Source organism: Bradyrhizobium sp. 132 (assembly GCF_023074185.1).
Classification (GTDB): Bacteria; Pseudomonadota; Alphaproteobacteria; order Rhizobiales; family Xanthobacteraceae; genus Bradyrhizobium.
Window position 1 is genome coordinate 73780 of the sequence record NZ_JADPKY010000041.1, and the last position, 20356, is coordinate 94135.

Annotated in this window: 24 protein-coding genes; 16 read left to right on the forward strand and 8 right to left on the reverse strand. The window is 63.1% G+C overall.

The window, feature by feature from the left end; genetic code table 11:
* Positions 1–25 precede the first annotated feature (25 nt).
* Positions 26–844, forward strand: coding sequence for a penicillin-binding transpeptidase domain-containing protein (locus IVA74_RS07495; RefSeq protein ID WP_247341214.1), 819 nt, complete (start codon positions 26–28; stop codon positions 842–844).
* A 64-nt stretch (positions 845–908) separates the two neighbouring features.
* Positions 909–1565, forward strand: coding sequence for a carboxymuconolactone decarboxylase family protein (locus IVA74_RS07500; protein WP_247341217.1), 657 nt, complete (start codon positions 909–911; stop codon positions 1563–1565).
* A 24-nt stretch (positions 1566–1589) separates the two neighbouring features.
* Here the strand turns inward: IVA74_RS07500 and IVA74_RS07505 are convergent, their stop codons facing one another.
* Positions 1590–1994 carry a DUF4260 domain-containing protein gene (locus tag IVA74_RS07505; protein ID WP_247341219.1) on the reverse strand — a complete coding sequence of 135 codons (405 nt, stop codon included), beginning with the start codon at positions 1992–1994 and terminating at the stop codon, positions 1590–1592.
* A 149-nt stretch (positions 1995–2143) separates the two neighbouring features.
* Between IVA74_RS07505 and IVA74_RS07510 the strand changes: the two genes are divergently transcribed.
* From IVA74_RS07510 to IVA74_RS07525, 4 genes are read left to right on the forward strand one after another with little or no spacing between them, the layout of a single operon-like run.
* A complete protein-coding gene (locus IVA74_RS07510) occupies positions 2144–3676 on the forward strand; it encodes an acyl-CoA carboxylase subunit beta (RefSeq protein WP_247341222.1) in 1533 nt (510 codons plus the stop codon).
* Between the two features lie 33 nt (positions 3677–3709).
* Complete coding sequence (locus IVA74_RS07515) at positions 3710–3922, forward strand: hypothetical protein (protein WP_247341278.1); 213 nt, start codon at positions 3710–3712, stop codon at positions 3920–3922.
* Positions 3923–3934: 12 nt separating this feature from the next.
* Positions 3935–4588, forward strand: a complete 654-nt coding sequence (locus tag IVA74_RS07520; RefSeq protein WP_247341224.1) for a Fic family protein — start codon at positions 3935–3937, stop codon at positions 4586–4588.
* 59 nt (positions 4589–4647) lie between these two features.
* Positions 4648–4995 carry a hypothetical protein gene (locus IVA74_RS07525; RefSeq protein WP_247341226.1) on the forward strand — a complete coding sequence of 116 codons (348 nt, stop codon included), beginning with the start codon at positions 4648–4650 and terminating at the stop codon, positions 4993–4995.
* A 9-nt stretch (positions 4996–5004) separates the two neighbouring features.
* Here the strand turns inward: IVA74_RS07525 and IVA74_RS07530 are convergent, their stop codons facing one another.
* Both IVA74_RS07530 and IVA74_RS07535 read right to left on the reverse strand, forming a co-directional pair.
* Complete coding sequence (locus tag IVA74_RS07530) at positions 5005–5157, reverse strand: hypothetical protein (protein WP_247341228.1); 153 nt, start codon at positions 5155–5157, stop codon at positions 5005–5007.
* A gap of 92 nt (positions 5158–5249) precedes the next feature.
* The gene (locus IVA74_RS07535) at positions 5250–5903 is read right to left on the reverse strand and encodes a glutathione S-transferase family protein (RefSeq protein ID WP_247341230.1); all 654 of its coding nucleotides are present in this window, start codon (positions 5901–5903) and stop codon (positions 5250–5252) included.
* Positions 5904–6027: 124 nt separating this feature from the next.
* Here IVA74_RS07535 and IVA74_RS07540 point away from each other — a divergent pair, with 124 nt between their 5' ends.
* On the forward strand, positions 6028–6342 hold the full coding sequence (locus IVA74_RS07540; protein ID WP_247341232.1) for a hypothetical protein: 315 nt from the start codon (positions 6028–6030) through the stop codon (positions 6340–6342).
* A 140-nt stretch (positions 6343–6482) separates the two neighbouring features.
* The gene (locus tag IVA74_RS07545; protein WP_247341235.1) at positions 6483–6752 is read left to right on the forward strand and encodes a twin-arginine translocation signal domain-containing protein; all 270 of its coding nucleotides are present in this window, start codon (positions 6483–6485) and stop codon (positions 6750–6752) included.
* Positions 6753–6915: 163 nt separating this feature from the next.
* On the opposite strand, the gene IVA74_RS07550 is transcribed toward IVA74_RS07545, so the two are convergent.
* The 3 genes from IVA74_RS07550 to IVA74_RS07560 all read right to left on the reverse strand — a co-directional run bounded on the left by IVA74_RS07550 (position 6916) and on the right by IVA74_RS07560 (position 9224).
* Positions 6916–7167: a hypothetical protein gene (locus IVA74_RS07550; protein ID WP_247341239.1), complete on the reverse strand. Its 252-nt coding sequence runs from the start codon at positions 7165–7167 to the stop codon at positions 6916–6918.
* Positions 7168–7396: 229 nt separating this feature from the next.
* Positions 7397–8407 (reverse strand): alpha/beta hydrolase, encoded by a 1011-nt coding sequence (locus IVA74_RS07555; protein WP_247341241.1) that lies wholly within the window; start codon positions 8405–8407, stop codon positions 7397–7399.
* 118 nt (positions 8408–8525) lie between these two features.
* Complete coding sequence (locus tag IVA74_RS07560; RefSeq protein WP_247341243.1) at positions 8526–9224, reverse strand: winged helix-turn-helix domain-containing protein; 699 nt, start codon at positions 9222–9224, stop codon at positions 8526–8528.
* A 161-nt stretch (positions 9225–9385) separates the two neighbouring features.
* On the opposite strand from IVA74_RS07560, the gene IVA74_RS07565 reads away from it, so the two are divergent.
* The 3 genes from IVA74_RS07565 to IVA74_RS07575 are packed head-to-tail and all read left to right on the forward strand — an operon-like array spanning position 9386 to position 10943.
* Complete coding sequence (locus IVA74_RS07565; protein ID WP_247341245.1) at positions 9386–9694, forward strand: NIPSNAP family protein; 309 nt, start codon at positions 9386–9388, stop codon at positions 9692–9694.
* Between the two features lie 37 nt (positions 9695–9731).
* Complete coding sequence (locus IVA74_RS07570; RefSeq protein ID WP_247341247.1) at positions 9732–10082, forward strand: antibiotic biosynthesis monooxygenase; 351 nt, start codon at positions 9732–9734, stop codon at positions 10080–10082.
* A 51-nt stretch (positions 10083–10133) separates the two neighbouring features.
* Complete coding sequence (locus IVA74_RS07575; protein ID WP_247341249.1) at positions 10134–10943, forward strand: isocitrate lyase/phosphoenolpyruvate mutase family protein; 810 nt, start codon at positions 10134–10136, stop codon at positions 10941–10943.
* Positions 10944–11058: 115 nt separating this feature from the next.
* On the opposite strand, the gene IVA74_RS07580 is transcribed toward IVA74_RS07575, so the two are convergent.
* Entirely contained in the window at positions 11059–11454 is a 396-nt protein-coding gene (locus IVA74_RS07580; RefSeq protein ID WP_247341251.1) for a hypothetical protein, read from the reverse strand.
* Between the two features lie 165 nt (positions 11455–11619).
* Here IVA74_RS07580 and IVA74_RS07585 point away from each other — a divergent pair, with 165 nt between their 5' ends.
* Positions 11620–12270 carry a trimeric intracellular cation channel family protein gene (locus IVA74_RS07585; RefSeq protein WP_247341253.1) on the forward strand — a complete coding sequence of 217 codons (651 nt, stop codon included), beginning with the start codon at positions 11620–11622 and terminating at the stop codon, positions 12268–12270.
* Here the strand turns inward: IVA74_RS07585 and IVA74_RS07590 are convergent, their stop codons facing one another.
* Positions 12271–13497: a c-type cytochrome gene (locus IVA74_RS07590; RefSeq protein ID WP_247341255.1), complete on the reverse strand. Its 1227-nt coding sequence runs from the start codon at positions 13495–13497 to the stop codon at positions 12271–12273.
* 281 nt (positions 13498–13778) lie between these two features.
* Here IVA74_RS07590 and IVA74_RS07595 point away from each other — a divergent pair, with 281 nt between their 5' ends.
* The 4 genes from IVA74_RS07595 (at position 13779) to IVA74_RS07610 (ending at position 20255) form a co-directional block, all read left to right on the forward strand.
* Positions 13779–17270 carry an indolepyruvate ferredoxin oxidoreductase family protein gene (locus IVA74_RS07595; protein ID WP_247341257.1) on the forward strand — a complete coding sequence of 1164 codons (3492 nt, stop codon included), beginning with the start codon at positions 13779–13781 and terminating at the stop codon, positions 17268–17270.
* 427 nt (positions 17271–17697) lie between these two features.
* The gene (locus IVA74_RS07600; RefSeq protein WP_247341259.1) at positions 17698–18855 is read left to right on the forward strand and encodes a thiolase domain-containing protein; all 1158 of its coding nucleotides are present in this window, start codon (positions 17698–17700) and stop codon (positions 18853–18855) included.
* Positions 18855–19244: an OB-fold domain-containing protein gene (locus IVA74_RS07605; protein ID WP_247341262.1), complete on the forward strand. Its 390-nt coding sequence runs from the start codon at positions 18855–18857 to the stop codon at positions 19242–19244. The genes IVA74_RS07600 and IVA74_RS07605 overlap by 1 nt, the downstream gene beginning before the upstream one ends.
* Positions 19245–19394: 150 nt before the next feature.
* A complete protein-coding gene (locus tag IVA74_RS07610; protein WP_247341264.1) occupies positions 19395–20255 on the forward strand; it encodes a MaoC family dehydratase in 861 nt (286 codons plus the stop codon).
* The last annotated feature ends 101 nt before the right edge of the window (positions 20256–20356 follow it).

A 20356-nucleotide genomic window follows, 5' to 3' on the forward strand; every position in this document is an offset into this window, starting at 1 on the left:
CTTCATCGCGTAACGGACACCGCCAGTGCTCACCCGCCGTTCCACCCTCGGCTTTCTCGCCGCAGCTGCCGCTTTGCCATCGCGTGCATTCGCCCATGTCGCGCCGCCACGCAACGAGATCCGTGACAGCCTCGCAAAGCGCTTCACCGACCTCGGCACGGCCGGGACGTTCGTCGGCTACAAGGTCGAGGACTATCTGATCGTCGCGAGCGACAAGGAACGTTCGGGCGAGGCGAAGCTGCCGGCCTCGACCTTCAAGATTCCGAACTCGCTGATCGCGCTCGAAACTGGCGTCGTCGCCGATCCCGACAAGGACGTATTTCCCTGGGATGGCGTGAAGCGTCCGATCGAGGCCTGGAATAAGGATCACACGCTACGCAGCGCGATCGCGGTGAGCGCGGTACCGGTCTATCAGGAGATCGCGCGCCGCATCGGGCAAGAGCGCATGCAAAAGTATGTCGATCTGTTCGACTACGGCAACCGCGACATCGGCGGCGGCATCGACCAGTTCTGGCTCACCGGCGCCTTGCGCATCGATCCGGTCGAGCAGGTCGATTTCGTCGACCGGCTGCGCCGCCGCGCGCTGCCGATTTCCAGGCGCAGCCAGGATCTCGTCGCGGACATCCTGCCGGTGACCAAGGTCGGCGATAGCGTCATCCGCGCAAAGTCCGGACTTCTCGGCGCCGAGCGCGGCGAGCCGTCGCTTGGCTGGATGGTGGGCTGGGCCGAGAAGGGTGCAGCGCACACCGTGTTCGCGCTCAACATGGATTGCAAAGAGCCGCGTCTGGTTGGTGAGCGCATGCCGCTGACGCAAGCCTGCCTTGCCGAGATTGGCGCGATCTAGCGCTACCGCGCTGAAGCGGCTCGACTAGCATCCCGCGGGTCAACAAAAAAACCGGGAGGACAAAATGAACTCAGCGCCACTCTGGCTGCCGTCGCTCACGCTTGCCGCAGCTGGCGGCTGGCTCGCCGCCACGATGTTTGCAGCGCCTGCCACCAGCAAGGAGCCACGCTTTCCGCAGCTCACGATGGACCAGCTCGACGCCAAGCAGAAGCCGCTCGGCGAGCAGATCATGAAGGTGTCGAGCGTCGGCATCGGCGGTCCGTACAATCCGATGATCCGCAGTCCCGTGCTCGGCCAGCGCCTGTTCGATCTGTTCTATTACCTGCGCTGGGAAACCTCGGTCCCGAGCAAGCTCAACGAGTTTGCGATTTTGATCATCGGGCGGCAGTGGCGCTCGCAGGTCGAGTGGTACGCCCATGCGCCGCTCGCGGCCAAGGCGGGTCTGTCGGCCGACATTATCGCGGAGCTGAAGGCCAACAAGCGGCCGTCGAAGATGGCCGAGGACGAGACCGTCGTCTACGACTTCGTCACCGAACTCACCACGACCAAGAAGGTCGGCGACGAAACCTATGCGCGCGCCAGGAAGGTCTTCAACGATCAGCAGATCGTCGACCTCACCGCGCTCGCAGGCAACTATGTGATGGTCGCCATGCTGCTGGCGATGGCGGAAGAGACGGTGCCGCCGGACAAGCAGGAGCCGTTCAAGGCGGGTGAGCCGTAGGCTCGTCATTGCGCGAGGAGTGGGTCAGGCGTCCTTCTGCCGGCCGATCCGGCCGAGATGGGTGAAGCCGAACCCGGCCGCATATTTCAGGCCATAGCCGAGCGCCCGGTCGAGGCCGATATGGGCGAGCCAGATCAAGGCGATGGACAGGGTGAGCGGCGAGGCGAAGCCAAAGCCAAGCGTCATCAGCGTGACCGGTGCCATGTAGCTGTGGGCGGCGTTGTAGACCAGCGCGCCGAATTTGGCGTCGGCAAGATAGGCGAGAAAACTCAGATCGGGGACTAGAAAGAGCAGGGCAAAGACTGCCCAAGAGCCGTCCCAGGTGCAGTAGAGCATCACCATCCCCACAAACAAGGTCAGGCCCTCCAGCCGCAGCAGGATGTTGACGCCGCCCGTCGCCGCGCCCGTCTCAGCCGTTCCTTCGGTCATGCTCGCCTCCCAGGCAAAACTTTGTAATTCCTTGCGCTTTGGCGCTGCGGCAAGGCAGCTCTGCGGCGCCGAAAGCGGCTTTCCGGCCCGCAAAATGCCGTGTTAGAACCCCCGGCAATCGCATTTAGGCTAAGAACTGGCGGGAGCAAATGAAGAATATCCTGGACGCCCTTGAAGACCGTCGCGCCGGCGCAAAGCTCGGCGGCGGGGAGAAGCGCATCGAGGCGCAGCACGCCCGCGGCAAGCTGACCGCGCGCGAGCGCATCGAGCTCTTGCTCGACAAGGGATCGTTCGAGGAATTCGACATGTTCGTCGAGCACCGCTCCATCGAGTTCGGCATGGAGAAGAACAAGGTGCCCGGCGACGGCGTTGTCACCGGCTGGGGCACTGTCAACGGCCGCAAGACGTTCGTCTTCGCCAAGGATTTTACGGTGTTCGGCGGGTCGCTCTCTGAAACGCACGCGCTGAAGATCACAAAACTTCAGGACATGGCGATGAAGGCGCGGGCGCCGATCATCGGCCTCTATGACGCGGGCGGCGCCCGCATCCAGGAGGGCGTAGCTGCCTTGGCCGGTTATTCCTACGTGTTCCGCCGCAACGTGCTCGCCTCGGGCGTGATCCCGCAGATCTCAGTCATCATGGGCCCGTGTGCCGGCGGCGACGTCTATTCGCCGGCCATGACCGATTTCATCTTCATGGTGAAGAACACCAGCTACATGTTCGTCACCGGCCCGGACGTGGTGAAGACCGTCACCAACGAGGTCGTCACCGCGGAAGAGCTCGGCGGCGCTTCGGTGCACGCGACGCGCTCCTCGATCGCGGACGGCGCCTTCGAGAACGACGTCGAGACGCTGCTGCAGATGCGACGCCTGATCGACTTCCTGCCGTCCAACAACACCGACGGCGTGCCGGAATGGCCGAGCTTCGACGACATCGGCCGCGTCGACATGTCCCTGGACACGCTGATCCCTGACAATCCGAACAAGCCCTACGACATGAAGGAGCTGATCCTGAAGGTCGTGGACGAGGGCGACTTCTTCGAGATCGCGGACGCCTTCGCCAAGAACATCGTCACCGGATTCGGCCGCATCGCCGGCCGCACGGTGGGCTTCGTCGCCAATCAGCCGATGGTGCTGGCCGGCGTGCTCGACAGCGATGCTTCGCGGAAAGCCGCGCGCTTCGTCCGCTTCTGCGACGCCTTCAACATCCCGATCGTCACCTTCGTGGATGTGCCAGGCTTCCTGCCGGGCACCGCGCAGGAATATGGCGGCTTGATCAAGCACGGCGCAAAGCTGCTGTTCGCCTATTCGCAGTGCACCGTGCCGCTGGTGACCATCATCACCCGCAAGGCCTATGGCGGCGCCTTCGACGTCATGGCCTCGAAGGAAATCGGTGCGGACATGAATTATGCATGGCCGACCGCCCAGATCGCCGTGATGGGCGCCAAGGGCGCGGTCGAGATCATCTTCCGCGCCGACATCGGCGACCCCGACAAGATCGCGGCCCGCACCAAGGAGTACGAAGACCGCTTCCTGTCGCCGTTCATCGCCGCCGAGCGCGGCTACATCGACGACGTCATCATGCCGCACTCGACGCGAAAACGGATTGCAAGGGCGTTGTCGATGCTGAAGGACAAGAAGGTGGAAACGCCTGCGAAGAAGCACGACAATTTGCCGTTGTGAGGAACTTACAGCGGCTATTCTGTACAAAATCGCGTGGTGCCCCTGAACGGACTCGACTATATTGGTGCGATGACTGACGCTCTCAAGAAACTAATCGAAGCTGCGAAGACCGCCAATCCGTCCCCCGAACACCGGGAGGAGCAGCGGCGCAGCTTCGTATATGGCAACACCCATTTCGAGAATTCGCTTATTACGCGCGAAATGGTGGACCGTGAGGCCGAAAAATTGGCCAAGGAAAAGAAATGACAAGCGAAGAGCGTGAACGGCGCGATAGCCGTGCTCGAACCTGAGTTAATTACAGATCCTCAGCAGAAGGCCGCTGCGGAAGCTCGGAACGGGTTCCGCCAATACGACGCAGCCATTGGTGCGATCCATACGGCCTTTGAGCGGGGCTCATTCAAGCTCCGCCCCTCACTCATCCTCGGTTTGCAGCGAGAAGCCTTAGCAGGCATCAGCTCCTATGCTGGAAACTATCGCCCCGGTGGCGTTGCCATCGAGGGAAGTAAGCATGAGCCCGTCGGTGCACATCTGGTCCCCGAACTTGTTGAGGACATGTGCGACTACGTCAATGATCACTGGGAAGCTAGCACGCCGATCCATCTCGCCGCTTACGTCATGTGGCGGCTAAACTGGATTCATCCGTTCGCGGATGGGAACGGTCGTACCTCCCGAATTGTCTCATATGTTGTGCTTTCGGTTCGCGCTGGTGCGGTTCTGCCAGGCACGCCAACGATACCAGATCAAATCATCGACAACCGAAAGCCCTATTTTGACGCGTTGGATGAAGCAGATTTGGTCTTTCGCGGCGGAGGCCGGACCGATGTTTCGAAGATGGAAGATTTGTTGGCCTCACTGTTAGCGAACCAACTTGCGGAATTCTATAAATCGGTTGGGGGCAAGCTACCTAGCTAAGCGAAGGACTTTGCCGCTAGGCTTTATTCGCAATCGAGCTTCCCAAATTTTGAAATCCGATGACCGAAGACGATCCGACCGACGAGATTTCAGACATTGAAGACCGGATCGCGGCGCTGGCCGAGATTGCCGAGCGATGCCGGAAGTATATTCTGGCGTCCAAGATCGCCATTGGTGGCGGGGCTGCACTGTTGCTGATCACGATCCTCGGTCTGTTCGGGACAGGTCAGACCGCCGCGCTGGGATCAGTAGCTCTCGTGCTCGGCGGGATCGTCTCGCTCGGCTCGAACGTCAGTACGCTGCGACAGACTGACGAGGCCATCGGTGCTGCGGAGGCGCGCCGTTCAGCTTTGATCAGCAGCTTCGACCTTCGCGTGGTCGCCGATACGCCGATGAAGCTCGTGTAACGAGCTGCCTTATGCCGCGGCCTTGTGCGTCAGCACCTGCAACTCCGTGCGGCATTCGGCTGCGAGCGCCTGAAGGCGTTGCGCGGTTTGTTGGTCGAGGATCGCCTTTGCCAGGCGCTCGGCGCGGGCAAGCTGGTCTTTGAGATATTCGATGCGGGCCATGTGTCACCTTCCGCCCTGATAATTGAAGCCGTTTGCTTCGTTCCGATGGTCGCGATCGTATGGCCAATGCCGGGCGAGTTATGTGAGGCACGTCACGCAGATCGTACGGCGTCCGCCGCGGCGAAATGCGCCATCTGGTCGGCGCGGGCCTTGACGAAGGCGGGGCGCGCCGTAGCGCGAGTGACGTAGGCGCGGCAGGCCGGATGTTCCGCCAAACCGTCGAAGCGATCGACGGGGCGCAGCACGTCCGACATCAGGATGTCGGCGATGGAGAAGGAGCCCGCCAGCCATTCGCGGCCGGCCAGCACGGGCTCAAGATGCTTGAGGCGGAGCTTGAGGAAGCCGTCCACGAATTTCCACGCCGGCGTATCGCCCGCATCGCCCATGAACTTCAGCATCGACCAGGGCAGGCTTGGCATCTCCACCGAATTGAGTGCGGCGAACACCCACGCGATCGATTCGCTGCGGCCGCGCGGATCAGTCGGGATCAGCTTTGCGCTGCGTTCGCCGAGATGGAGCAGGATCGCGCCGCTCTCGAAGATCGAGATGTCGCCATCGGTGAGCCACGGCACCTGCCCAAAGGGCTGGTGCGCGAAATGCGCAGCGTCGCGGTCACCGAACGGCACGCTCGCAACGCGATACGGCAAGGCAGCTTCTTCAAGGGCCCAGCGCACGCGAAGGTCCCGCACGAAGCCGCGCGGCATCTCGGGAACCCAATCGAAGGTGGTCAGGGTGAGGTCGGCCATGTGGTGTCTCCGTGCTGTCTGGGCATAGGACGGATGAAGCGGATGCGTTCCGACAGTGATGCCAACTCTTTTGTCGTCGGCGCCGTAACCGGTTAATCTCACCCCACAAACAGGAGGAACTCCGATGCCGTCAGCCTTCTTCGTCGTTCGCGCCACCGTCACCGAAGCCGGCAAGCGCGCCGCCTTCGACAGATGGTACGAGACGGAACATCTGCCCGACGCGGTGAAGGCGTTCGGTGTGAGCAAAGCCTGGCGGTTCTGGAGCCTGGACGATCCCTCACTGCATCAGGCCATGTATCAGTTCGACGACGAGGCCAAGCTCGCGGCGATGCTGAAGGGCGATGCCTTGAAGCAGCTGGTCGCCGATTTCAACCGAGATTGGCCCGACGTGAAGCGCACACGCGAAACGCTGGTGCTGGCGCAGGAGTTTGGGAAATAGCGCACCGGCGTTGTAGTCCGGCGTCGGAGCTACGAAACCTCTCACTTCGCAACTGACCTGAATGCGGGATTCAGCTTTGGTTCATGTCGTGACCACGACACTGCCTCTGCATCACTTGCTCGATAGCCAGAGGACATGCCATGGAGCGCCGGAACTTTTTGAAATTTGCAATCGGTGTCGCTGCCGGAGCCGCCGCGTTCACCACCGCCGCACAGGCCGCGCCGCTGGCGACGCACCCGCTCGGTGATCCCGGCATGCCGCAGCGCAATCCGGACGCTCATCCCGCAGTCACCAGCAGCGATGAAGCGGCGCAATTGAAACCGGAACAGGTGCATTGGCGCGGCCACGGCCACTGGCATCGCCGTCACTGGGGCTGGCGCCGCCGGCGCTGGCATCGCCGCCATTGGTAACCGCTCGTCGATCGACGTCGGGACGGGGGATCGCGGTTGCGACCCCCGTTTGATTCGGAGCCGCTTGCAGGAATGCGGACCAACTGTTTGGAGACGTCTCAAAAAGAAAATGGCCGCGCAGGCTTTCGCCGCGCGGCCATTTCGCTATGCGAAAAAAACGAGATCAGAGCGGGCGGCAGCGGCCGGCGTACCAGCGGAAGCCGTAGGGGCACACGCGCGCGCGCGGCACGACCACGACAGGGGCCGGCGCAACCACGATCGGACGGGGGCGGACAACGACCGGACCGCGCATCGGCCGGCAACCGCCATAGGCGCCGCGATGCCAGCCGGGGCCGCAACCGCCTGCGGCGCTGGCCGCCTCGCTGAAACCAACGACCGCGCTGGCCAGCATCACGGCGGCAAACAGGTATTTCATTTGATCTTCCTTCTCGTCTTTGGGGGTAGGCTTTGGGGGCAAGCTTTGGCGGGCAGGATTGGGGCAGGTTCTAGGAGGGCTTGGCGCTTTCGGCGCACAATGAATCAAAGACACGATTCGACACGTTAAAGCTCGCAACATGCCGACACGACGCGACGCAAATCTGCCAATCATGACCTGAATGAGGCATGAACGTTCCCCACAGGCGCCTCAGGCGACGGCAATGGCGTTAGCGGCCGAGAAAGCCCAGCACCAGCTCCTTGTACTTCTCCGGTGATTCCAGGAAGACGAGATGGCCGGTGTCCGGGATCACCTCGGCCCGCGCGTTCGGCATCTTCGCAGCCATCGCCTTAGCCAGTTCGGCGTTCTGCCCCATTTTCGCGCGCAGCGCCTCCGGTGCGTTCGGCCGGCCCGGCGCGTTGTGGTCGTCGGCACCCATGATGAACAGCGTCGGCTCGGTGATCAGCGCGACCTCGTGCGCCACCGGCTCGCGATAGATCATCTGGCCGGAGCTGACAAAGGCGCGCAGCCAGCGTGGATAATCAGGACTGCCCTTGATGTTGAAGCGGGCGTCGATGAACGGCGTGATCGCGTCCGGCGGCAGCTTGATCGCGTAATTGGTCTGGAGCTGCTTGCGATAGCCTTCGGCCGTGAGCTTGTCTTCGGTCTGGAAAATCTTCTCGGTCGGTGCCGGCGGCACGTAGAGGCGGTAGTCTTCCAGCCCAATTGGGGCGGTCAGAACAAGGTGAGCGACGCGGTCGGGATAGGCGCGGGCGATGCGCACGCCCAGCATGCCCCCAAGCGAATGGGCGACGATCTCCGCTTTTTCGATCTTGAGATGATCGAGTAGCGCCATCGTATTGCGTGCCAGTGTGTCGAAATGCAGCTCACCCGTCGGCTTGGAGGATTTGCCGAAGCCGATCTGGTCCGGCACCACGACGCGGAAACCGGCCTCGCTCAGCATCTTGATGACAGGCGCCCAATAGCTCGACGGGAAATTGCGCCCATGCAGCAGCACGACGGTGCGGCCGTTCGGCCGCGCAGGCGCAACATCCATATAGGCCATGCTGAGCTGCTCGCCGTCATTGGTCACAGGCAGCAATTGCACGGGGTAGGGATAGGCAAAGCCTTCGAGCGCGATGCCGTAGGGCTCGCGCGAGGCGGTGTCGGCGGCGCGAGTGGAGGTGAGCGGAGAGGCGATGAGGGCGGCGGCGAGCGCGGCCAAAGCGAAGCGGTTCATGGGAGTCTCTGAAGGTCACCGAACGATCGAAGGTCACGGAACGATCGTTCGCATAAAGACGTGGATGGCCTGGTCAAGCCCGGCCACGACGAGAGACGTCGTTCACACGGACTTGTGTTTATTCCCGCCCATCACCGAACAACGCCGCAAACTGCTTCTCGCCGTTGCGCGTAAAATTCACCACGCGGCTGCCGGGCGTGGCGTCGCGGGCGGCCCATTTCAGGTCGGCGAAACGTTGCATCATGGCGGCACCAAGCGTGCCGGCGAGATGGTGGCGCCGCTCGCTCCAGTCGAGGCAGGCCTTGCAGACCGGCCGGCGCGGATGGGTGAGCATGTCGGGCGAGATCTGCAAATGCTTGGCCAGGAAGCGCTCGCCCTCCGCCGTCAGCTCGATGTCCTGCTTCTTCTGCCTGACCAGGTTTTGCGCGCGCAGGGTGTCGAGCATCTGCACGCCGAGATCGCCGGCGAGATGGTCGTAGCAGATCCGCGCACGCCGCAGCGCCGGATCCTTCGGCCCGGTGCGCACCCGCATATGGCCGGTCCGCGCGGCGAGGCCCGCAAGGCCTTCGAGCACGCCAGCGACGTCGTCGTCGGTGAGGCGATAGTAGCGGTGGCGGCCCTGTTTCTCCGGCTCGATGAGGCCACCGGCCTCAAGCTTGGAAAGATGCGAGCTTGCGGTCTGCGGCGTGATGCCGGCCTCCTGCGCCAGCTCGCTCGCGGTGAGCGCGCGGCCGTTCATCAGCGCCGTGAGCATGTTGGCGCGGGCGGGATCGCCGACCAGCGAGGCGATCATGGCAATGTCTGGGCCTGACTTCATACTTCGATGATAGCCGAAGCATCGCGGTCGGGCAAGCGCGTATTCTTTCACCACGTCGTCATTGCGAGAAGCGAAGCGACGAAGCAATCCAGCATGTCTCCGCGGAGGCACTCTGGATTGCTTCGCTTCGCTCGCAATGACGAAGAAAACAGGAGCTCATCATGTCCGTCACCGTCTTCATCCGCTACCAACTCGATCCGTTCAAGCGCGCGCAGTTCGAGGAGTATTCGAAGCGCTGGCTCACCATCATCCCGAAATGCGGCGGCGACCTGATCGGCTATTTCATGCCGCACGAGGGCACCAACAACATCGCGTTTGCGCTGATCACCTTCGAGAGTCTGGCCGCTTACGAGGCCTATCGCGCCCGGCTGCGTCAGGATACCGAAGGCATGGCAAACTTCCACTTCGCCGAGGAGCACAAATTCATCCTCGCCGAAGAGCGCACGTTTCTGCGCCAAGTGATCTTGTAGGTGGTATTATAGGCCATCAATGACAGGAGAGATGCCCATGATTGCCGTGATCTTCGAGGTTTGGCCGAAGCCGGAACACCGCCAGGATTATTTCGACCTCGCGGCCGACCTCAAGCCCATCCTGCAAACCATCGACGGCTTCATCTCGGTCGAGCGTTTCGAGAGCCTGACCGACAAGGGCAAGATCCTGTCGATATCGTTCTGGCGGGATGAGGCGGCGGTTCAGGCGTGGCGCAACACGATGGAGCACCGGCGCACGCAAGCGAAGGGCCGCGCAAAAATCTTCGCCGATTATCATTTGCGTATCGCCAGCGTCATCCGTGACTACAGCATGAATGATCGCGAGCAGGCGCCGAAGGACAGCCGCGCGGTGCACGACGCGCACTAGCGCTCGCGGCGGCACGTCCCCATCTCTGCGCGACCAACAAGGGAGAGAAACATGCCGGTGACAATTGCTGACAAGCGCGCGATCTTCAGGAAGCTGCACGAGAGCGGCTGTTTCATCCTGCCCAATCCGGTCGACGTCGGTAGCGCCAAAGCATTGCAGCATCTCGGTTTCAAGGCGCTTGCGTCGTCGAGCGCGGGCTTTGCATGGACCATCGGCAAGGCCGACAACCGCGTCTCGGTCGAGGACGTCTGTCAGCATCTGGCAGCATTGAGCTCCTCCGTCGACATCCCCGTCAATGCTGATTTCGAGGGCGGCTTCGCGGTCGAACCCGACAAGGTCGCGGACAATGTCGAGCGCTGCGTGCGCACCGGCGTTGCCGGTCTCTCGATCGAGGACTCCACGGGCGACAAGGACAAGCCGATCTACGAGCGCGCGCTCGCGGTCGAGCGTATCAGGGCTTCGCGGAACGCGATCGGTGACAGCAACACGCTGCTGGTGGGCCGCTGCGAGGCATATCTGTGGGGCGTGACGGACCTCAAGCTCGTTATCGACCGGCTCGCCGCTTACGCCGATGCCGGCGCCGATTGCCTTTACGCGCCGGGCCTGAAGAGCCGCGAGGACATCGCCGCGGTGGTGAAGGCGGTGCATCCCAAACCGTTCAACCTGTTGATCGGCGGCTCCGGGCTGTCATTGCAGGAAGCGGCCGATCTCGGTGTGCGCCGGATCAGCGTCGGCGGCTCGCTCGCACGCGCCGCCTGGGGCGGCTTCATGCGGGCCGCCAAGGAAATGGCGGAGAAGGGCACCTTCGCGGAACTCGGGAGCGGCTATCCCGGCGGCGAGCTCAACAAGATGTTCAGCTAGAGCATGATCCGGAGAAGTGTGCAGCGGTTCTCCGAAAAGATCATGCTCAGACGGTAGAGGCAAACGAAAACGGCGGGACGTGAGTCCCGCCGCTGTTGCATGTTGTTGCAAATCGTTACTTCGCGCCGTCAGACGGCTTCTGGGTATCCGGGGCCGGCTTGCTCGGCGCGGCGCCCGTGGTCACGCCAGGCCCGGTGTTGGTGCGCGGCGGCGTCACGTCGCGCATGCCGGGAGGTGCCGCCGGATTGGCCGACGGCGCCTGCTGCGCAGTCTGCGTCGCCGGCGCGTTGCTCGCCTCGTTGCCGGTGTGTGTGTTGTTCAGGCCGTAGAATACGGCACCCAGCACCAGCGCAATTGCTACTGCAAACATCGCAACCTTGCCGCTGGAGGCAGGGCCTTCACCAAGCTCGGGATCGGCCTGAAGCTGGGCATCCCGTCGCGCCGCGTTGCGATACTCATCATCGGCGAGATTCGGGCGATACGGATCGTTGGTAAAACGGTCGTCAGCCATCGATTTGGTCTCCTCGATTATTGCGCTCGGACAACCCTCAGGTGCGAGATTCTGTTCCATTCCCCATTATGCTTTCGTCGCATGTTGCCCCCATGCCGGGAATCGGGAACCTGTTCGCCTGGGAACCCGAAGCGTAAGTTCCGTGGCATAGGAAGGAACTGAACGATGTGGAGCTTGCCGCCGAGCGATAGCGTGCTGCACCTGCTGTCGCTGGTCGCGGTCGCAGCGCAAGGCATGAGCGCCGCGCTCGCAGCCGGCCGCCGCAGCATGGACTGGCTCGGCGTCTGCTTCCTCGGCTGCATCACGGCGCTCGGCGGCGGCACCTTGCGCGATCTCTTCCTGGGTCACTATCCGCTGGCCTGGGTGCAAAACCCAATCTACCTCGCGCTGGCCGGCGGCGCCGCTTTCCTCACCATCCTGATGGCGCGCCTCGTGCACCGGCTGAAGGTGGCCTTCATCGTGCTCGATGCCATCGGCCTCGTCGTCTTTACAATGACGGGCTGCGATATCGCCTGGCAGATGGACGCCACGCTGCCGATCGTCATCGTCTCCGGCATGGTGACCGGCTGCGCCGGCGGCGTGTTGCGCGACGTGCTCTGCAATGACGTGCCGCTGCTGTTCCGCTCCGAGCTCTACGCCAGCGTCTCGGTCGTTACCGGCTTGTTCTATGCGACCGCCTTCGGCCTCAAGCTCAACACCGAGCTCTGGACCATTTTGACCTTTATCCTCGGCATCAGCTTCCGCCTGCTGGCGGTGCGCTACAAATGGGAGATGCCGAAATTCGTCTTCACGGAAGATGAGGAGCGAAAGCCCTGACTACGGCTCCTGCCTCCGCGCCTTGGCGACCTGTGATGCCGTCACCAGCGGCGCGGCATTGCCCCAGGAATTGCGGATGTAGTTCGTCACCGCCGCGATCTCTTCGTCGGACAATTGCTTGCCATAGGCCGGCATCTCGCCGGTGTTGGGCGCGCGCTGCGTCGTCACGGTTTGGGCGCCGTCGAGGATGATGCGCAATGTCGAGGACGGATTGACCGATTGCAGCAGCGCGTTGCCAGGCAGCGGCGGATAGATGCGCGGCGCGCCGGAGCCGTCGGCCTCGTGGCAGGCAATGCAGAGTTTGGCGTAGACCGCCTGGCCGGCCTTCATCTCGGCATCGTCAGGCGGCGTCACGATCGTCTCGCGCCGTGCCGGCGGCAGGCCCTTCAGGTAAACCGCGATCGCACGCACATCGGCATCGCTCATTTTCGAGGTCGAGTTGACGACCACCTCTGCCATCAGCCCGCCGGCATGGCTCCTGGCGTTGCGCCCGCTCTGAAGATATTCGGTGATGTCCTCGACGCTCCACGACTTCAGCCCGGCGCGGGGAGCGCCATCGAGTCTTGGTGCGTACCAGCCGCCGACCTTGTTGCCCGAGAGTGCTTGCGCCTGCTTGTCCGCGCCAAAATAGTTCTTCGGCGTATGGCAGGCGCCGCAATGGCCGAGCCCGGTGACGAGATAGCCGCCCCGATTCCACGCCGCGCTCTGGCTCTGGTCCGGCTCGAACAAGCCGGGCTTGAAATACACCATGTTCCAGATCCGCATCAGGCCGCGATAACCGAACGGCCAGCGTAGCTCCGGCGGCTTGTTCCGGCTCGTGACGGCCGCGAGCGTTCCGAGATAGGCCCGGATCGCCAGCGTGTCGTCTTTCGTCATCCGCGTGAAATAGGGATAGGGGAACGCCGGATAATAGTTCGAGCCGTCGGGTGCGACGCCGGTGCGCACAGCGCGGGTAAAATCGGCATCCGTCCAGGCGCCGATGCCGGTGTCGCGGTCCGGGGTCAGGTTCGGCGCGTAGATTGCGCCAAAGGGCGTGTCGATGCGCTTTCCGCCCGCGAACGGTTTTGCGGGATCAGCGGTGTGGCAGCCCGCACAATCGCCGGCCTCAACCAGCACCTTGCCGTAGGCGATCAGCTCCGGCGACGGCTCTGAAGCGAGGGCCGCGCTCGTAACCGCACTGCACAACGCCAGACCCACGAGAGCCAAGCCAGCCAGAATCGTCCGCATCGAAAGCCTCTCCTGCGACCCATCGACGTCGTCCCGCGTGACGGGGGCGTCAATTCGTTTCGCGACGGCGGGGGTATCGTGACACAAATTGACAATCGCCGATGCCATTGCAGCCACGAAATTGCGATTATCACCCGGCGCCGTCTCTGGGCCAGATTTGTGATGCGGAGCGTGAAATATCCGACATAGAGTGGCAAAGATGGTCGGCGCGCCCTAGCTAAAAACAACGGGCAGGCAACGGCTTAAGCAGCCAAGCGCTCAAAAGGGCGGAAGAGGACATAATGGGCATCAACCAGGGTCCGATCAGTCTCGATCAGAAATACACCCAGGACACGGGACATATTTTCACAACCGGCATTCAGGCGCTGGTCCGCCTGCCGATGGCCCAGATCCGGCGCGACCGTGCCGCGGGGCTGAACACCGCGGGCTTCATCTCCGGCTATCGCGGCTCGCCGCTCGGCGGCTATGACCAGCAGCTCTTCGCCGCGCGCAAGCATCTCGAGCAGTACAACATCAAGTTCCAGCCCGGCGTGAACGAGGATCTGGCCGCGACCGCGGTCTGGGGCTCGCAGCAGCTCAACCTCTCGCCCGGCGCCAAATATGACGGCGTGGTCGGCATCTGGTACGGCAAGGGCCCCGGCGTCGATCGCTGCGGCGACGTGTTCCGTCACGGCAATGCCGCTGGCTCCGCCAAGAACGGCGGCGTCTTGTGTCTCGCCGGCGACGACCACGGTGCAAAATCCTCCACCGTCCCGCATCAGTCCGACCACGCCTTCATGTCGGCGCTGATGCCCTATCTCTACCCCTCGAGCGTCCACGAGATGATCGAGATGGGCCTGCTCGGTATCGCGATGTCGCGCTACTCGGGCTGCTGGGTCGGCATGAAGGTGATCACGGAGACGGTGGAGACCACCGCCGAGATCGACCTCACGGACGAGATGACGCCGTTCGTGATCCCGACCGATTTCGAGATGCCCGAGGGTGGCCTCAATCTGCGCTGGCCCGACGACCGCTTTGCCCAGGACCGCCGGCTGCAGGACTACAAGGGTTTTGCCGCGATCGCCTTTGCGCGTGCCAACAAGGTCAACCGCATCACCATGGATTCGCCGAACGCCCGCTATGGCATCATGGCGTCCGGCAAGAGCTACGAGGATATCCGGCAGGCGCTGCGTGAGCTCGGCCTCACACCCGAGGTCGCGGCCAAGATCGGACTTCGATTGTACAAGATCGGCATGCCCTGGCCTCTGGAGCCGGAAGGCGTCAGGCAATTCGCTGTAGGCCTCGAGGAAATCTTCATCATCGAAGAGCGCCGCGAGATCGTCGAGAATCAAGTGAAGCAGGAGCTGTTCAACTGGCGCGACGATGTCCGTCCCCGCATCATCGGCAAGATGGACGATCACGACAAGCGCTTCCTTCCCTTTGCCGAAGAACTCAGCGTCGCCTCTTTGGCCAGTTCGCTGACCGAGCGTCTGCTTCGACTTGATCTCAATCCCGAAATTGCAACGATGCTGCGCGCCAAGGCCGATTGGTTCAACGGCCGCCAGGCTTCGCAGATGCAGGCGACCGCGCCTGTCGCCCGCACCCCGTATTTCTGCTCCGGCTGTCCGCACAACACCTCGACCAAGGTGCCCGAAGGCAGTCGCGCCTTTGCCGGCATCGGCTGCCACTTCATGGCGTTGTGGATGGATCGCTCCACCGAGACCTTCACCCATATGGGCGGCGAGGGCGTGCCGTGGGTCGGCGTTGCCCCCTTTACCAAGGAAGAGCACGTGTTCGCCAATCTCGGCGACGGCACGTATTTCCACTCCGGCAGCCTCGCGATCCGCCAGGCGGTCGCCTCCGGCGCCAACATCACCTACAAGATCCTCTATAACGACGCGACCGCGATGACCGGCGGCCAGCATGTCGACGGCGAATTGTCGCCCCAGCAGATCACCTTCCAGCTCCACAGCGAAGGCATCCGCGAGATCTATCTGGTCTCGGAAAATCCCGACGCCTATCCGGCGAGCGAGATCGCGCCCGGCGTCAAGACCGCGCATCGTGACGAGCTCGACGCGGTCCAGAAAACGCTGCGCAAGGTCAAGGGCGCCTCCGCGATCGTCTTCGTGCAGACCTGCGCCGCCGAGAAGCGCCGCCGCCGCAAGCGCGGCACACTGGAGGATCCGGCACGCCGTGTGCTCATCAATCCCGCGGTGTGCGAAGGCTGCGGCGATTGCTCGGTGCAATCGAACTGCATTTCGGTCGAGCCGCTGGAGACCGAGTTCGGCCGCAAGCGCGCCATCAACCAGTCGACCTGCAATAAGGATTATTCCTGCGTAAAGGGCTTTTGCCCGTCCTTCGTCACCGTCGATGGTGGCAAGATGCGCAAGCGCGCGCCGGCGGGCGTCGGCGATATCGGCGATCTGCCTGAGCCGGCGTCGCGCCCCAATTTGGACAAGCCCTACAACATTGCGGTCGGCGGCGTCGGCGGTACCGGCGTGCTGACCATCGGCGCGCTGCTCGGCATGGCCGCCCATATCGAGGGCAAGGCCTCGATGATCCTCGACATGTCCGGTCTGGCGCAGAAGGGCGGGGCGGTGCTCAGCCATGTGCGCCTGTCCGACCATCCGGCCGAGGTGACTTGCTCGCGCATCGTCACAGGCACGGCCGATGTCGTGCTCGCCGCCGATGAGGTGGTCGCGGTCGCCAAGGACACGATCTCGCTCTGCGACACCAGCCGCACCCGCGGCATCATCAACAGCCACGTCATTCCCACCGCCGACTTCATCCTCAACCGCGACTTCAACTTCCAGACCCGCAAGTTGAATGGGTTGCTGGAAACGGCGCTGCACAAGGACTCCGTGTTCTTCGACTTCACCAAGCCGGCAGAGCAGCTGCTCGGCGACAGCATCGCTACCAACATGATGATGATGGGCTACGCCTATCAGAAGGGGCTCTTGCCGTTGTCAGCGGAGTCGATCGAGCAGGCGATCGAGGTCAACGGCGTCTCGATCAAGATGAACAAGGAAGCTTTCCGCCTCGGCCGTCTCGCGGTCGCGGACCCCCGGCGTCTCGCCGGTATGTTGAAGGGAACGGACGAGGTCATCGCGCCCAAGACACTGGACGCAATGACGCTCGACGAGATCGTCGAGCACCGCGCCAAGCATCTCACCGCCTATCAGAACGGCCGGCTGGCCAAGCGTTACCGCAAGCTGGTGGACCAGGTCAGCGAAGCCGCCAGGCAGGGCGGCTATGACGAGGCGCTGACCCGCGCCGTCGCGGTCAACTACGCCAAGCTGCTGGCCTACAAGGACGAATACGAAGTCGCGCGCCTCTTCACCGACGGTGCTTTCGAAAAGCAGCTCCGCGACCAGTTCGAGGGCGACTTCAAGTTCAGCTTCAATCTGGCACCGCCGATCCTTAGCCGTGGCGTCGATGCGCTCGGCCGCCCGAAGAAGCGCGCGTACGGCCCGTGGATGCTTCCGATGTTCCGCGTGCTTGCGAAATTCAAGGTGCTGCGCGGCACGCCGCTCGACATCTTCGGCCGCAGCGCCGACCGCAAGCTCGAACGCGACCTGATCACCGGCTACGAGAAGGACGTCGCCACCGTGCTCGGCCTGTTGTCGCCGCTCACGATCGACACCGCGGTGGAGCTGCTCTCGTTGCCCGACCGCATCCGCGGCTACGGCCCGGTCAAGGAGAAGGCCGTCGCGGACGCCAAGGCCCGCTACGCCCAGCTCGCCGCGGATCTTGCCAACCCGCCGCCCGTGCCGAGGCAGATCGCGGCGGAGTAGAACTTTGCAGGGTGGGTTCGCTTAACCCACCCTGCGAAATCCTGTTTGAAATCAACCACCGTTCTACTGTGCATGGGGTTGTTTTCGATAAAAACGGGCTTTCGATAAAACGAAACCGCTTGTGCCGTCGGGCAAAACACCTTTACGACCTGGACCGAACGAAGCTCTCGTGTCCCGGCGCGCAGCGCAGCGCTTCTTTAGCGGTGCGCTGCAGAGCCGGGGCCCATGTCGCAACGATTTGCGTGGCCACATGGGTCCCGGCTCTGCGCGGCAACGTTGAGGCGTTGCAGCGCGTCCGGGACACGGGCGCATCATTTGCGCCAAGCCGCCGCCCTCTCGCCCGACGGAATATTTCCGCGCTTGCCAATCAGGCCACCGCGGTTCAGAAAAACGGAGCAAGAAGAAACGCCAGCGGAGACCTGAAGTTTTGACCATCAAGGGCAAGGCCTACATTGCCGGGATTTTTGAACACCCGACCCGGCATGCGCCGGACAAATCCACCGCTCAGCTTCATGCCGAGGTCGCCAAGGGCGCGATCGAGGATGCCGGGCTCAGCAAGGACGATGTCGACGGCTATTTCTGCGCGGGCGATGCGCCCGGCGGCGCCTGGCCGATGGTCGATTATCTCGGCCTGAATACCAAAAAGCTCCGCCACGTCGATTCCACCGAAACCGGCGGCTGTTCCTACATCATCCATCTCGGCCACGCCGCCGAGGCGATCGCCGCGGGCAAGTGCTCGATCGCGCTGATCACGCTGGCAGGGAAACCGCGCACCGGGGCGATGCCGCCGCGTGCGGCCGGCGCCGAGGCCGATTTCGAGATGGCTTACGGCGCGACCACGCACAATGCCTACGGCATGTGTGCCATGCGCCACATGCACGACTATGGCACCACCAGCGAGCAGCTCGCCTGGATCAAGGTCGCGGCTTCGCATCACGCGCAATACAATCCGCATGCGATGCTCAAGGACGTCGTCACCGTCGAAGACGTGCTGAACTCGCCGATGATCTCAGATCCGCTGCATCGCATGGATTGCTGCGTCGTCTCAGATGGCGGCGGTGCGCTGATCGTGACCACGCCCGAGATCGCCAAGAGCCTCAAGAAGCCGCTGGTCAGACTGATCGGACATGGCGAGGCCATGAAGGGCCCGCGCGGCGGCAAGGATCTCGACCTCACTTACTCCGCCGGGATCTGGTCCGGCCCGCGTGCGTTCGAGGAAGCCGGCATCACGCCGAAGGACATCAAGTACGCCTCGATCTACGACAGCTTCACCATCACCGTGCTGATGCAACTCGAAGACCTTGGCTTCTGCAAGAAAGGCGAGGGCGGCAAGTTCGTCGCCGACGGCAATCTGATCTCGGGCGTCGGCAAGCTGCCGTTCAACACCGACGGCGGCGGCCTCTGCAGCAATCATCCCGTCAACCGCGGCGGCATGACCAAGATCCTTGAGGCGGTCCGCCAGTTGCGCGGCGAGGCGCATCCGAAGGTGCAGGTTCAAAACTGCGATCTCGCGATCGCCCACGGCACCGGCGGATTGCTGGGCGTGCGCCACGCTGCCTCGACTGCTATTCTGGAGCGCGTGTGATGAGCGAGACAAAGAAATATCCGGCCCCGGCGACGAACCCCGAGACCGCCGCGTTCTGGGACGCGGCCAAGCAGGGCAAGTTCATGATCAAGCGCTGCACCGCCTGCGGCGAAGCGCACTACTTCCCGCGCGCGATCTGCCCGTTCTGTTATTCGGACAAGACGGTGTGGGAGGAGAGTTCGGGCGAAGCCACGATCTACACTTACAGCTTGATGCGGAAGTCGCCGACCGGTCCTTACGCAATCGGTTACGTCACGCTGAAAGAGGGACCTTCGCTCCAGACCAACTTCGTCGATTGCGATCTCGAGAAGCTGAAGATCGGCCAGAAGGTGAAGGTGGTGTTCAAGCCGACCGACGGCGCGCCGCTGCCGTTCTTTACGCCGGCGTAGGGCGGTCCTCATCCTGAGGAGCTTGCGAAGCAAGCGTCTCGAAGGATGGCCACGACAAAGAAAGCGTTTCGGGCATCCTCATGGTTCGAGGCGGCGCAAGAGCGCCTCCTCACCATGGGGATGAGAACCATCCGGAAGGAAACAAACAAAATGTCCGCCAGATACGAAGAGCTCAAAGGCCTGAAAAACATCGGCCAGAAATACGCCTACAGCGATCGCGAAGTCATGCTCTACGCCTACGGCATCGGCCTCGGCGCCGATCCGATGGACGAGAACGAGCTTGCCTTCGTCAACGAGGGCACGTTGACGCCGCGGCCGCTCAAGGTGGTGCCGACGTTCGCCTCCGTTGCGGCGTGGGGCGCAGGGCCCGGCGAAATGAACCTCAATCGCGTGATGGTGGTCGACGGCGAGCGCGACATCACCTTCCACCAGCCGCTGCCGGTCGCCGCGCACATCACCGCCGATTCCTCCGTCGTCGAAGTCTACGACAAGGGCAAGGACAAGGGCGTCGTCATCAGCCATCAGACCGTGCTCAAGAACGAGAAGGGCGAGAAGCTGGCAACGCTGGTCGCCTCGCGCTTCGCCCGCGGCGATGGCGGCTTTGGCGGGCCGAACCTGACGCAACCCGATCCGCACAAGATCCCGTCGCGCTCACCCGACAAGACCATCGACATCGTCACGCGCCCCGACCAGGCGCTGGTCTATCGCCTCTGCGGCGACCGCAACCCGCTGCACTCCGATCCCGAATTTGCGAAGAAGGCCGGCTTCCCGCGCCCGATCCTGCACGGCATGTGCACCTACGGCATCACCTGCCGCGGCGTGCTCCAGACCTATGCCGACTACGACGCCTCCGCCTTCCGCCAGCACGTCGCGCGGTTCTCCTCGCCGGTCTATCCCGGCGAGACCGTGACAATGGACCTCTGGAAGGACGGCAACACGATCTCGTTCGAAGCCAAGGTGAAGTCGCGCGGCGTCACCGTGATCAAGAACGGCAAGACGGTGTTGGGTTAGAGGCGGTTTCGCGCCCCGGACGCAGCGTTGCGCTTCTTCAGCGGTGCGCTGCAGAGCCGGGGTCTAGCGAGCCCAAGCAAAGAAAGAGCTGGATCCCGGCT

Excerpts from the sequence above, each read along its gene's own strand:
- IVA74_RS07500 (WP_247341217.1), top strand. The coding sequence starts at position 909 with ATGAACTCAGCGCCACTCTGGCTGCCGTCGCTCACGCTTGCCGCAGCT.
- IVA74_RS07505 (WP_247341219.1), bottom strand. The coding sequence starts at position 1,994 with ATGACCGAAGGAACGGCTGAGACGGGCGCGGCGACGGGCGGCGTCAAC.
- IVA74_RS07510 (WP_247341222.1), top strand. The coding sequence starts at position 2,144 with ATGAAGAATATCCTGGACGCCCTTGAAGACCGTCGCGCCGGCGCAAAG.
- IVA74_RS07525 (WP_247341226.1), top strand. The coding sequence starts at position 4,648 with ATGACCGAAGACGATCCGACCGACGAGATTTCAGACATTGAAGACCGG.
- IVA74_RS07530 (WP_247341228.1), bottom strand. The coding sequence starts at position 5,157 with ATGGCCCGCATCGAATATCTCAAAGACCAGCTTGCCCGCGCCGAGCGC.
- IVA74_RS07535 (WP_247341230.1), bottom strand. The coding sequence starts at position 5,903 with ATGGCCGACCTCACCCTGACCACCTTCGATTGGGTTCCCGAGATGCCG.
- IVA74_RS07540 (WP_247341232.1), top strand. The coding sequence starts at position 6,028 with ATGCCGTCAGCCTTCTTCGTCGTTCGCGCCACCGTCACCGAAGCCGGC.
- IVA74_RS07545 (WP_247341235.1), top strand. The coding sequence starts at position 6,483 with ATGGAGCGCCGGAACTTTTTGAAATTTGCAATCGGTGTCGCTGCCGGA.
- IVA74_RS07550 (WP_247341239.1), bottom strand. The coding sequence starts at position 7,167 with ATGAAATACCTGTTTGCCGCCGTGATGCTGGCCAGCGCGGTCGTTGGT.
- IVA74_RS07555 (WP_247341241.1), bottom strand. The coding sequence starts at position 8,407 with ATGAACCGCTTCGCTTTGGCCGCGCTCGCCGCCGCCCTCATCGCCTCT.
- IVA74_RS07560 (WP_247341243.1), bottom strand. The coding sequence starts at position 9,224 with ATGAAGTCAGGCCCAGACATTGCCATGATCGCCTCGCTGGTCGGCGAT.
- IVA74_RS07565 (WP_247341245.1), top strand. The coding sequence starts at position 9,386 with ATGTCCGTCACCGTCTTCATCCGCTACCAACTCGATCCGTTCAAGCGC.
- IVA74_RS07570 (WP_247341247.1), top strand. The coding sequence starts at position 9,732 with ATGATTGCCGTGATCTTCGAGGTTTGGCCGAAGCCGGAACACCGCCAG.
- IVA74_RS07575 (WP_247341249.1), top strand. The coding sequence starts at position 10,134 with ATGCCGGTGACAATTGCTGACAAGCGCGCGATCTTCAGGAAGCTGCAC.
- IVA74_RS07580 (WP_247341251.1), bottom strand. The coding sequence starts at position 11,454 with ATGGCTGACGACCGTTTTACCAACGATCCGTATCGCCCGAATCTCGCC.
- IVA74_RS07585 (WP_247341253.1), top strand. The coding sequence starts at position 11,620 with ATGTGGAGCTTGCCGCCGAGCGATAGCGTGCTGCACCTGCTGTCGCTG.
- IVA74_RS07590 (WP_247341255.1), bottom strand. The coding sequence starts at position 13,497 with ATGCGGACGATTCTGGCTGGCTTGGCTCTCGTGGGTCTGGCGTTGTGC.
- IVA74_RS07595 (WP_247341257.1), top strand. The coding sequence starts at position 13,779 with ATGGGCATCAACCAGGGTCCGATCAGTCTCGATCAGAAATACACCCAG.
- IVA74_RS07605 (WP_247341262.1), top strand. The coding sequence starts at position 18,855 with ATGAGCGAGACAAAGAAATATCCGGCCCCGGCGACGAACCCCGAGACC.
- IVA74_RS07610 (WP_247341264.1), top strand. The coding sequence starts at position 19,395 with ATGTCCGCCAGATACGAAGAGCTCAAAGGCCTGAAAAACATCGGCCAG.